Below are 11,454 nucleotides of genomic sequence, written 5' to 3'. Positions count from 1 at the left end.
GAACCCGGACCCGATCGTCACCCCGCTGCGGGACATGTTCAACCAGCTGATGCAGCTGCCCGACGTGAACCGGTTCCTCGCGGGCATGATCGCCGGCGTGGACGTGCGGTACCCGCCGCAGGACGGCCCGCACCACCCGCAGCGGTCCCCCGCCGGGCAGCGAACCGACCGGATCGCATTCGAGGCCCGGGTCGGAGGCCAGCATCGCCTGCTGCAGTTCCTGCAGCGCCGAGGACGGATCGAGGCCCAGTTCCCTGCCCAGGACGACCCGCATCCGGTGGTACGCCTCCAGAGCGCCACCCCTGCGTCCGGCCCGGTACAGGGCGAGCATCAGCTGGCCCTGCAACCGTTCGTGCGTGGGGTGCTGGGCGGCCAGCCCGGCCAGTTCGCCCAGGATCTCGTGGTGCCGGCCCAGCCGCAGATCGGCTTCGATGCGCTGGCTGAGGATGCTCATCCGCGATTCCTCCAGCCGGGTCACCTCCGCCTCCAGCAGCGGCCCGACCTGCACGTCCACCAGCGCCGGGCCGCGCCACAGGGCGAGTGCCTGCTGGAACAGCACCGCCGCCCCCGCGTGGTCCCCGGTCTCCAGGGCACGATGTCCCGCACCCGCCAGCCGCTCGTACTCCACCGAGTCCACGACGCCACCCTGGGTGTCGAGCAGGTAGCCCCCTGCCTCGGTGACCAGGACGCTCTTCGCGCCGAGCGGAAGGTCCGGCTGGTCCTCCCCCACGAGCGATCTCGTGATCAGGTTCCGTATCTGCAGGATGTAGGTCTGCAGGGTGGTCTGCACACTGCGTGGCGGATTACCGCCCCACAACTCCTCGATCAGTGAACTCACCGAGACCACCCGGTCGGGCTGCAGGGCGAGCAGGGCGAGCACCTTGCGGGGCTTGATCGCGGTCGGGACGACGGAGAGTCCCGCCTGCGTGACCCGGCAGGGGCCAAGTACACCAATGTCCATCTTCTCGGCTCCTCTCGAGCGTCAGACGGCCGGTTCCAGCGGGCGACGCTCATCGAGCGCGTCACGCAGCAGTTCGGCCAGGTCGGCGTCCCTCACGAACAAGTGGTCCCCGGGCACCGAGCCCGTCCGGAATCCCTCGGGCGCGTAGCGGGACCACGCGTGTACCGCACCGGGCGGTACCAGCAGATCGTCCTGGCCCGACACGGCCAGCACGGGGCACGGGAGCGGGTCGCCCGCGGCGGCCCGCAGGCTGCGGGCGAGCAGCAGATCGTCGCGCATGATCGTCATGATCAGCCGCAGCCACTGCGGCCGGTCGAGCAGTTGGCCGGCGATACCGCCGGAAGCCCTCATCACCGAGAGGACGCTCTCCTCGGACACCTCGGCGCCCTCGAGCGCCGGCATCCCCAAGTGCGGTGCGGAGCAGGCTCCGACGGCCAGCATCTCAGGCGGCCGGCCACCCGTCCTGTGGTGGTGGAGCGCGAAAGAATACGCCACCAGAGCACCGAGGCTGTGTCCGTAGAAGGCGTACGGCCGATCGAGCCACGGACCCAGTTCGGTTTGCAGCTCGCGCGACAGTTGCTCCCCGTCGACGACGCGTTCTTCACGCAATCGCGTCTCGCGTCCGGGAAGCCTTACCGGGATAACGGAAATGTCAGGGCCGAAACGATTCTGCCATCGGGCGAACGACAAAGCGCCGCCCCCCGCATGATGGAAACAGAATAGCCGCAGCCTGGCGGCCGATTTTGGCCTCACCGCCAGATATCCACCCACAGCTGACCGCCTCCTGGACTCGTGCCGCCCACATCCGGACGGATGCCGCGATCGTCCACAGGCCGCCTGGAAAGCGACTTGACGCAGGCTGGAGGCAGTGACCCGGCTCTCAGCCGATACTCGATACTCCGACCACCGCGCCCGTGGGAACCCCGTCGAGCACCGGATCCGCCGACAGGATCGCCCGCTGCAACCGCTGCACCCGGGCAGAAGGCTCCAGGCCCAACTCGTCCACCAGGCCCGACCGCAGCCGGCGAAATGCCTCCAGCGCCTGCGAGGGCCGGCCGCACCGGTATAAAGCGAGCATGAATTGTGCGTGCAGGTTCTCGTGCAGCGGGAATTCCGCGGTGAGACCCGCCAGTTCGCCCAGGAGTTCATGGTGCCGGCGCATGGCCAGATCAGCGTCGAGCCGGCGCTCCAGTGCCGCGAGGCGGCTCTCCCGCAGCCGCATCACCTCGACTTCGAGCAGCGTCCCGTGCTGCAGGTCGACCAGGGCCGGCCCCCGCCACAGGTTCAGCGCCTCACTCAGCCGGCGGGAGGCCCGCGCGGCGTCCCCGGCCTCGTACGCCGCGTACCCCGCCACCGTCAACTGGTCGAACTGCCAGGCGTCCACGGCGGACGCGTCCATACTCAGCTGGTATCCGCTGTGCCGGGTGGCCAGCACGTCCTTCGCCCCCGTCACCGACCCGAGCGCTGCGCTCAGTTTGCGGCGCAGCTGCAGGATGTAGGTCTGCAGCGTCGTCGGCGCACTGCGCGGCAGATCGGATCCCCACAGCTCCTCCATCAACCGGGCGACAGTCACCACGTGGTTGGCGTTGAGGGCGAGAACGGCCAGGATCTGCCGCGGCTTGGCGGCGCTGGGCACAATCGAAGTGCCGGTTTCACTTGCCGTCAGTGGTCCCAAGACGTTGATCTCCACAGGTGCCGTCCTCTCCCCGTTCCACGCCGCCGTTGTGTCGTCTCGACCCGGCGATCGCTGCGCACATAGGAGCACGAGCAAAGGTTCCCACCTAGAGGATTGGCCTGAACAGTGACATCTTCACGGGTTTCGGCAGGAGCACCGGAATCCGAGATCATGAAATCTTCACATGAGTTCCGTGACCGACCCACTGTTCGCTGCCCAATTTTCAGCCCCACACTCCTCGGTGTACGGCCAGGAACGCATCTACGGGCCGCCGACAGGTCCGAGAACTGGAGAACCGGAATGGACGCAATAGAGCAGGACTGGCGCTTCGCCGAACTGGTGGCGCTCAGCTGGATCGAGCCGGACTTAAGCGTCCGGTACGCACAGGACCCCTCCCGGGTGCTCGCCGAGTTCGGCCTGCACGTCAACGACGACGGCACCACCCCCGACCTGCCGCCGGCGCCCGAACTGGCGCTGGTCATAGAGGACTTCGCGGCGGCGTCGATGTCGCTGGGGTGCACCACCGGTTGCGTGGGCTGCAAAATAGCCGCCAACTGAGCCACCAAGACCGGACAGGCATGAGGGGGATCCTGCTGTGACCGAGTTCAAGGCTCATTTGCGCGCCGAAGTGATTCCGGGTGAGGGGACCTATCTCTTCTCGGAACGTGACGTCAAGATGATCGACTGTCCTCAATTGGAGCTGGTGGCTCCGCTGATGGACGGAAACCGGGGACTGAACGAGATAATCCGGGACGCGTCACGGGAACTCGCCCCGGAACAGATCGGATACGTGTTGGCGCAACTCGCCAATGCCGCACTGGTCGATTTTCGGCGTACCGCACGGACGCTGGAGAACTCGGCCAGGACAGGTCTCGCGTTCTGGGAACTGGCCGGACTCGACGGTGCGCGCACCGCCGCCCGGCTCGCGGACGGATCCGTCCGCGTTCTCACGGTCGGCGCGGTCGACGGCAGCGCGGTGCGGGCCGCGCTGGAGGCCACCGGGCTCTCGGTCGGAACCACCTCGGCGGTCGCCGGGTCCAGCTGCGAGATCCCGCGCACCGACCTGTCCGTCGTCGTCTGCGACGACTACCTGGCCAGCGAACTGGCCGCGGTCGACACAGCGCACCGCGCGGCCGGCCGGCCGTGGCTGCTCGCGAAGCCGCACGGGGCCGACATCTGGCTCGGCCCCGTGTTCCAGCCGGGCGAGGGACCCTGCTGGAACTGCCTCGCCCACCGGCTGCGCGGTCACCGGGAAGTGGAGAACCACGTACAGCGCGCCCTGGGCCGTTCCGGTCCGCTGCTGATTCCGCAGGCCTCCATACCCCCGAGTCAGGGAATGGGCCTGCACATGGTGGCGCTCGAAGCGGCGAAGTGGATGGCGGGACACCGCTACCACGGGCAGCAGTCCGTCCTCACCCTGGACAACTTCACGATGACCGCCAGTCATCACGCGGTACAGCGCCGCCCGCAGTGCACCCACTGCGGTGACCCGGCCAGCAGCACCGAACGGATCGGGCGCCCGCTGCCGCTGCGTTCGCGCACCAAGGCGTACGCGAACGGCAGCGGCGACCGGTCCGTCTCCCCGGAGAACGTGCTGGCCAGGTACCGCTCGCAGGTCAGCCCGGTGACCGGGGTGGTGAGTCAGCTCGGCCCCGACCCGGCCGCGCCACCCGGACTCCAGGTGTACCGGGCCGGGCACAACATGGCGCTGGGGACTCCCGGGCTGCGCTCATTGCGGCAGGGGTTCCGCGGAATGAGCGCCGGCAAGGGCGTCACCTCGGTGGAAGCCGAGGTCGGGGCGCTGTGCGAGGCGCTCGAGAGATTCTCCGGTGTCTTCACCGGCGAGGAGCTGCGGGTCCGCGATTCGCTGCGGAACCTCGGTGACCGGGCCCTCCACCCGAACCGCTGTCAGCTCTTCGACGAGCGCCAGTACGCGGACCGGGACGGCTGGAACGCCACGCACGGGGACTTCCACCAGGTGAACCAGGTGTTCGACGCCGACGCCGTCGTCGACTGGACACCGGTCTGGTCGCTCACCGAGCGCAGGCAGCGGCTGCTGCCGACCAGCCTGCTGTACTACAACACCCCCGAGGCGTCCGGCCGCGGCTTCTGCTCGGCCGACTCCAACGGCTGTGCGGCCGGCAGCAGTCTCGAGGACGCCATCGTCCAGGGGTTCCTCGAACTCGTGGAGCGCGACTCCACCGCCCTGTGGTGGTACAACCGCACCCGTCAGCCCGGGGTCAGCCTCAGCGCGTTCGAGGAGCCCTGGATCGCGGAGCGGCGCGCGCTGTACGCGGACCGCAACCGCGAGGTGTGGGCCCTGGACCTGACCGCCGACTTCGGCATCCCCGCGGTGGCGGCCCTGTCACGGCGCACGGACAAGGAGGACGAGGACATCGTGATCGGGCTCGGCGCCCACTTCGACATGCGGATCGCGCTGCGCCGGGCGCTCACCGAACTCGACCAGATGCTGCCCTATGTCATGAACGCCCGTCCGGACGGTACGGGCTACGACTGCACCGGCGACGACATCCTGGAGTGGTGCCGTACGGCCACCGTCGCCGACCAGCCCTATCTGGTGCCGGATCCGGGGATTCCGCTGCGGACCCCGGGCGACTACCCGTACCAGGCCCGACCGGACCTGCTCGACGACGTCAGGGCCATCGAACGCATGGTGGAGGCCAAGGGAATGGAGCTGCTGGTCCTGGACCAGACGAGGCCCGACATCGGCCTGCCGGTCGTCAAGGTCATCGTGCCGGGGCTGCGCCACTTCTGGGCCCGCTTCGCACCGGGCCGACTCTACGACGTCCCGGTTCTGCTGGGCCGTCGCACGACGCCACTGGGGTACGAGAAACTCAATCCGGTTCCTCTCTTCCTCTGATCTCGCGTCCGTACCACCGCAGCTGAAGGAGACCCCCTGTGCACCCAGAACCACGCCCGGACGTAGGCACGGACCTGCGCAGGGTCTCCTTGTGGTCGCTTCGGGAGGACGTCCATCTGGAACGGGCGTCCTCCGGCGGCGGGGCGGTGCTGCACAGCCGGTGGGGGGATGTGACGGTGGCCGGCACGGACGAACTGGTCTACGAGTCACTGCGCAGGATGAGCTTCGGACCGGTCGATCTGGAGAACATCCTGCGGGCCACCCCCCGGCCGTACGCCGAGATCACCGCGATCGACCGGGCCCGGCTGCTGGCGCTCCTCGACAGCATCTCGTACCTCGTCGTCCGGTCCCTGGGTCTGGACGACACCGAACCCCAGCTCCTCGACATGGTCCCGATCGCCCGCGGCGCCCGGCTGGACATCCGTTCGGTGCCTCCCGAGCAGCCGCTCCGGCTCTCCCGGTTCGCCGTCCTGCAGACCAGGGACGAGCTGCTGGTCCTGGAGTCGGCGCTGTCGCTGCACCGGGCGCAGTTCCTGCGGCCCGAGGCCGCCTGGGTCGTCGGGGTGCTCGGCAAGGCGACCACCCTGAAGGCCGCGACGGCCGCGCTGCCGGTGGCGGACGGGGTCGTCGCGGACATCGTCGCCTATCTCGTCGCCGCCGGCATGGTCACGCTCGGCGAGCACGACGAGAACGGCGCGGTGGTCTTCCCCGAGGACCAGGATCCCGCGCTCATGACGTGGACCCCGAACGAACTGCTCTTCCACACGCGGACCCGGCTCGGCCGGCACGACGGCGACTTCGGGGCCACGTTCCCCTATCTCGGCCGGCTCTCCCCGGAACCGGCCGTCAAGAGCGCTCCGCAAGGTGAGCGCATCCCGCTGTACCGGCCCGATCTCGACACGGTGCTGGCGGCCGACCCGCCGCTGACCGCGGTGCTGGAGACCCGCCGGTCCACCCGTACATACGCCGAGGAGCCGATCGACGAACGGCAGCTCGGCGAATTCCTCTACCGGATAGCGCGGATCCGTTCGCTCTACAGCAGCATCGGTCTGGAGCCCGCCTCCTATCCCGCCAGTAGCCGGCCCTATCCCAGCGGCGGATCAGCCTATGAGCTGGAGTGCTACATCACGCTCAGTCGCTGCGCCGGACTGGCATCCGGCAATTACTACTACGACCCCTACGGCCACTGTCTCGTACGGCTGGACGACCCGTCGAACTCCGCCGCCGAACTGCTGGCGCACGCGAGCGCCGCCGCGGGGATGACCACGACGCCCCAGGTGCTCGTCACCATCACCGCGCGCTTCCGCAGGCTGTCCTGGAAATACAGCGGCATGTGGTACGCCCTGGCCCTCAAGCACGTGGGAGTGGTGCAGCAGACGATGTGCCTGGTCGCCACGGCGATGCGGCTCGCGCCGCTGCCGCTCGGCAGCGGCGACATCGAAACGTCGGCCCAGGCCTTCGGTCTGGACTGGCGGGAGGAGTCGAGTATCGGCGAGCTCCTTCTCGGTCCGCTGTCCCCCGACGACACCACCGCGGCGGCAGAAAGTGCCATGGGCTTACCGGTCAATGACAGTGATTGGGGCGACAGATGCGCGGCAACATCAATTCAAGCGCATCCGGTAGCGAGTAGTCTTCCGGCACGGCCTGGTGCTCAGCACGATGACCGCTGATCCATTGCTGCAGGGGAGATAAGTAATGGTCGGTGTACGGGGGCAGGAAGAGCACGATCTGTCGGGGGGCGACATTCCGGTGCCCAAGCTGGGCCGGGTCATCGTCGCGCTGACGACGTTCGGCTATCTGGCGCTGGCGATATCGAGCATGGCGGCACGCCATGTCGCCACGCGCACCATCGGGTTCGGGATACCGATACTCATCCTGCTGTTCCTGCTGCAGAATCTGCACTCGCTGCCCAACCGCGGTGGGGCCAGACCCCGTTACTGGATCTGGACGCTGTCCGCGCAGGGCCTCCTCACCTACATCCCCTTCCTGAGCTTCGAGGAGAGCTGGGTGGGCATGCCCGGCTTCTTCTCCGGCTCCCTGCTGCTCTGGCTGCCCGGCGCATGGGGATGGATCAGCTCGGGGAGCGTGTCGCTCTCGCTGTTCCTGATCGAGAAGCACTTCGGCGCCGACTCGTTCACCTCGTTCTACTACGCCTGCGGCGCCGCCATCATCGGCCTGTCGATCTTCGGGTTGACCCGGCTGGTGGACCTGCTCGTCGAGGTGCAGCGGGCCCGCGCCGAACTCGCCCGGCTGGCCGTCGCCCAGGAGCGCGACCGGGTCGCCCGGGATCTGCACGACCTGCTCGGCTACAGCCTCTCCGCGATCACCCTCAAGGGAGAGCTCGTCTACCGGCTGGTCAGCAGCCAGCCGGAACGTGCCTGCGAGGAGATCTCCACGATGCTGGCCATCTCGCGCCAGGCGCTGTCCGACGTGCGCATGGTCGCCAGCAGCTACCGCGACATGTCGCTGGCCGCCGAGATAGCCGCCACCCGGGCCGTGCTGGTCTCCGCCGACATCGCCACCATGGTGACGGTCGACTGCGGTCCCCTGCAGGACCGGGTCAACACAGTGCTGTCCACCGTGCTGCGGGAGGGCGTGTCGAACCTGCTGCGGCACAGCAAGGCGCAGCACTGCGTCATCGAGGTGGTCCTGGACAAGGGCGCGGTGCGCCTGCGTCTGGAGAACGACGGGCTCAGCAGCCCGCCGCCGGTGCCGACCCGGCGGGACGGCAGGGGGCTCGACAACCTCTGTACGCGACTCGGGGAGCTGGGCGGCACGCTCAACGCCGCTGCCGCCGAGGACGGCTGGTTCCGGCTGGTCGCCCTGGTGCCGCTCGCCGGTTCCGGGGCGTAGGCCCGGCGGGCCGAGCACCCTACCGTCGCGCTACCGGCAGGCTCACAGCCAGCCGGCATCCCGGGCGATCCTGATGGCGTCGACCTTGTTGCGCGCGTTGAGCTTGGCGAGAATGGTCGTCAGGTAGTTGCGCACGGTGCCGACCGACAGGAACAGCCGGGCGGCTATCTCCACCGCTTCCGCGCCGTTGGCGGTCAGCCGCAGGACCTCGACCTCCCGCCGGGTGAGCGGGTTCTCGCCGGTGTCCCAGGCGGCCAGGGCGAGTTGCGAGTCAATCACCCGCTCCCCCGCGCGCACACTGCGGATCGCCTGCGCCAGTTTGGCCGGCGGCGCGTCCTTGAGGATGAATCCGGAGACATGCGCGTCCAGGGCCCGGCGGAGGTTGCCCGGTCTGCCGAGGCTCGTGAGGATCAACGTCCGGCACGCCGGCATCTGCTGGTGCAGCTCCGCGGCGGCGGTCAGCCCGTCGATGCCCGGCAGATCGATGTCGATCACCGCTACATCGGGGCGCACGCGTACGGACGTCGGCACAATCTCGTCCCCGGACTCGACCTCAGCGATGACCTTGATGTCGACTTCGAGGTTCAGCAGGGCGACGAGCGCACCGCGGACCATGTGCATGTCCTCCGCGAGGAGAACGTGAATCATGCCTCGCGCCTCCCGGCTCCCAACTGCCCACTTCTGGGTCACAGGATCGCAGATTCGGGCACGTTCAGCACACGGATGAGCAGATTACGTGGAGGGCAGGTGCCGAAGGACACACGACAGGTGGTCCCGGCCGCGTCGAGGACGCGGCCGGGACCCGTCGTGCGACGACTCAGCCGTGCCGCACCAGACGCTTGAGGTCCGGATCGACGACCTCGTGCAGCGGCCGGAGCCGGTCGGCGAGGAACAGCTGGCGCATGGCGGAGCGCTGCACCTTGCCGCTGGTGGTCCTGCGGACCGTTCCGGGCCTGACCAGCACCACGTTCCGCACCGGCATCGCGAACTCCCGCGACACCTTCTGCTGGACCTGCGACACCAGGCCGGGCAGGTCGGCGTCGAAGGTGCGTCCGGACCGCACCTCCTGGACGACCACCACGTGCTCGCGGTCGGAGTCGACCCCGAAGACCACCGTCGAGCTGAACAGGGCGCTCACCCGCTGTACGGTGCGCTCCACGTCCTGCGGGTAGAGATTCCGTCCGGCGACGATCAGGACGTCCTTCAGCCGGCCGGTGACGAACAGTTCCCCGTCGCGCACCACCCCGAGGTCCCCCGTGCGCAGGAACCCGCTCTCGCCGCTCGCGGTGACCGCCTGGAAGGCGTACGAGGTCTCGGCCGGCCGGTTCCAGTAGCCCTGGGCGACGCTGTCGCCGCGTATCCAGATCTCGCCGATCGCCCCGGGCATCTTCACCCGGCCGCTCTCCGGGTCGACGATCCGCAGGTCGAAGTCGCGGACCAGGCCGGAGCCGACGAGGGTGCGGACGGGCCGGCCGGGCGTCGGGTCCTCCAGCCGGTGGCGCTCCAGCGCGTCGGCGTCGGCCGCCAGTTGCGGCGCCCGGCTGCCCGGGATACCGCCGGAGACCAGGAGCGTCGCCTCCGCCATGCCGTAGCAGGGGTAGAGCGCCGAGGGGTCGAGGCCCGCGGGCTTGAACTTCTCCGCGAAGGCGCACAGCGTCTCCGCGCGCACCGGCTCGGCGCCGTTGACGGCGTTCTCCCAGCGGGAGAGGTCCAGTTCGGCGACCTGCTCGTCGGTGACGCGCTGCACGCACAGCTCATAGGCGAAGTTGGGGCCGCCACCGGTGGTGATCCCGTACTCGGAGACCATCTGCAGCCAGCGCACCGGCCGCCGCACGAAGCTCATCGCCGGCATGATCACGCCCTGCGCGCCCAGCCACAGCGGGTGCAGCAGGTGGCCGACCAGGCCCATGTCGTGGTGGAAGGGCAGCCAGCCGCCGATCCGGGACCGGGCGCCGGTGCCCATCGCCCGCTGGATCGCCCGCTGGTTGGCGAGCAGGTTGCGGTGCGAGATCATCACGCCCTTGGGCTCGCTGGTGGAGCCCGAGGTGTACTGCAGGAACGCGAGGTCGTCCAGCGACAGGTCGGGGCGCCGCCAGTCGTCCGGCTCGGCCGGCGCGACGGCGTCGGCCGGCAGCACGTCGGTGGCCAGGCACACCACGTCGCCGTAGCCGGCCTCGGCCAGCAGTTGGGAGATGACCGGCGCGTGCCGGGAGTCGGTCAGCGCGAACGACGCGGCCGAGTCCTTGACGATGCCGATCACGCGTTCGATGTGCCGGCGGGTGCCGCCGGGCGGTGGTGAGGGCACCGCGACCGCTCCCGCGTACAGACAGCCGAGGAAGCAGGCGATGAACAGCGGACCCTGGTCCTGCAGGATCAACACCCTCTTGCCGGCCGCGTTGTGCTCCTGCAACCAGGCGCCCAGCCGCCGCGCCTCCCGATCGAGCCTGCCGTACGTGAGCCGATCGACCGTCGCGGCCCCGTCCCTCGTCTCCCCGATGAAGGCGAAGGCCTCTTGGCCGGTCCGCGCCTCGGCCTGCTGCCGCACTAATTCCGCGAAGTCCGCTTGTCCAGACAAGGCTGCTCCCCCGTTGGCGTCGCCGTACGGGGTCAGAATGGGCGTGTCGCCTCAAACCCTCCTCGAACCTGAGTGGTCAGGAGCGTTCGAACCCGTGCACAAGGCCCAGCTGGCGGGCCGCCTCGCGTTCGAAGGAGGTCAGCGGGACATCCGGACGGAGCGCCTCCGGGTGTCCGGCGACGGGGCCGCCGAAAGTGGGGACCGTTCGCTGCTGCCGGCGTCCCAGTCCCGCGGTGCGGCCGGAGGGGTAGAGGTACGGGGTGATGGGCACGTAGAACGACCCGTAGGTCACCAACGCCCGGTAGACCGGGCCCAGAAAGTAGGTGACGGACCACTTGGCGAACTGGCTCATCAAGGCCTCCGTGGGATTCCGCGCCTCTGTCCGGCGCTGCGTCCATGGTGTCCGCGGCCGCTCAAGGACGGCTCCAGCACGAGTCATGGACTGTGTGATCCGCTGCCACCGGATTTCCTTGACGGGACGTCGACCGGATCACGAGCCCGGCGGCGGA

The 11,454-nt window shown here is 69.2% G+C and carries 10 protein-coding genes; 4 read left to right on the top strand and 6 right to left on the bottom strand.

Features of this window, described 5'->3' with window-relative positions; translation table 11 throughout:
- The 3 genes from O3X23_RS09385 to O3X23_RS09375 all read right to left on the bottom strand — a co-directional run.
- On the bottom strand, positions 1–961 hold a 961-nt coding region (locus O3X23_RS09385), incomplete at its 3' end, for an AfsR/SARP family transcriptional regulator (protein ID WP_331283895.1).
- Positions 962–982: 21 nt separating this feature from the next.
- On the bottom strand, positions 983–1,714 hold the full coding sequence (locus O3X23_RS09380; protein WP_269270786.1) for a thioesterase II family protein: 732 nt from the start codon (positions 1,712–1,714) through the stop codon (positions 983–985).
- Positions 1,715–1,841: 127 nt separating this feature from the next.
- On the bottom strand, positions 1,842–2,651 hold the full coding sequence (locus tag O3X23_RS09375) for an AfsR/SARP family transcriptional regulator (RefSeq protein WP_269270775.1): 810 nt from the start codon (positions 2,649–2,651) through the stop codon (positions 1,842–1,844).
- A gap of 285 nt (positions 2,652–2,936) precedes the next feature.
- On the opposite strand from O3X23_RS09375, the gene O3X23_RS09370 reads away from it, so the two are divergent.
- From O3X23_RS09370 to O3X23_RS09355, 4 genes are read left to right on the top strand one after another with little or no spacing between them, the layout of a single operon-like run.
- Positions 2,937–3,194, top strand: a complete 258-nt coding sequence (locus O3X23_RS09370; RefSeq protein ID WP_269270774.1) for a hypothetical protein — start codon at positions 2,937–2,939, stop codon at positions 3,192–3,194.
- A 37-nt stretch (positions 3,195–3,231) separates the two neighbouring features.
- Positions 3,232–5,517, top strand: a complete 2,286-nt coding sequence (locus tag O3X23_RS09365) for a TOMM precursor leader peptide-binding protein (RefSeq protein ID WP_269270773.1) — start codon at positions 3,232–3,234, stop codon at positions 5,515–5,517.
- 38 nt (positions 5,518–5,555) lie between these two features.
- Positions 5,556–7,187, top strand: a complete 1,632-nt coding sequence (locus O3X23_RS09360) for a SagB family peptide dehydrogenase (protein ID WP_269270772.1) — start codon at positions 5,556–5,558, stop codon at positions 7,185–7,187.
- Between the two features lie 25 nt (positions 7,188–7,212).
- Positions 7,213–8,370, top strand: a complete 1,158-nt coding sequence (locus O3X23_RS09355; protein ID WP_269270771.1) for a sensor histidine kinase — start codon at positions 7,213–7,215, stop codon at positions 8,368–8,370.
- Positions 8,371–8,412: 42 nt separating this feature from the next.
- Here O3X23_RS09355 and O3X23_RS09350 read toward each other — a convergent pair whose 3' ends face one another.
- The 3 genes from O3X23_RS09350 to O3X23_RS09340 form a co-directional block, all read right to left on the bottom strand.
- On the bottom strand, positions 8,413–9,018 hold the full coding sequence (locus O3X23_RS09350) for a response regulator transcription factor (protein WP_269270770.1): 606 nt from the start codon (positions 9,016–9,018) through the stop codon (positions 8,413–8,415).
- A 169-nt stretch (positions 9,019–9,187) separates the two neighbouring features.
- Complete coding sequence (locus O3X23_RS09345) at positions 9,188–10,945, bottom strand: fatty acyl-AMP ligase (protein WP_269270769.1); 1,758 nt, start codon at positions 10,943–10,945, stop codon at positions 9,188–9,190.
- A gap of 76 nt (positions 10,946–11,021) precedes the next feature.
- A complete protein-coding gene (locus tag O3X23_RS09340; protein ID WP_269270768.1) occupies positions 11,022–11,297 on the bottom strand; it encodes a DUF6059 family protein in 276 nt (91 codons plus the stop codon).
- Positions 11,298–11,454: the final 157 nt, after the last annotated feature.

It is taken from the genome of Streptomyces sp. H39-S7, from assembly GCF_027158205.1.
In the GTDB taxonomy this organism is placed as follows: Bacteria; Actinomycetota; Actinomycetes; order Streptomycetales; family Streptomycetaceae; genus Actinacidiphila.
The sequence above is the reverse complement of the archived record's forward strand: the minus strand, read 5'-3'. Positions and strand labels throughout refer to the sequence as shown.

What these genes read in the sequence shown, in the direction of transcription:
- O3X23_RS09370 (WP_269270774.1), top strand. Translation starts at nt 2,937, where the DNA reads ATGGACGCAATAGAGCAGGACTGGCGCTTCGCCGAACTGGTGGCGCTC.
- O3X23_RS09355 (WP_269270771.1), top strand. Translation starts at nt 7,213, where the DNA reads ATGGTCGGTGTACGGGGGCAGGAAGAGCACGATCTGTCGGGGGGCGAC.
- O3X23_RS09350 (WP_269270770.1), bottom strand. Translation starts at nt 9,018, where the DNA reads ATGATTCACGTTCTCCTCGCGGAGGACATGCACATGGTCCGCGGTGCG.
- O3X23_RS09340 (WP_269270768.1), bottom strand. Translation starts at nt 11,297, where the DNA reads ATGAGCCAGTTCGCCAAGTGGTCCGTCACCTACTTTCTGGGCCCGGTC.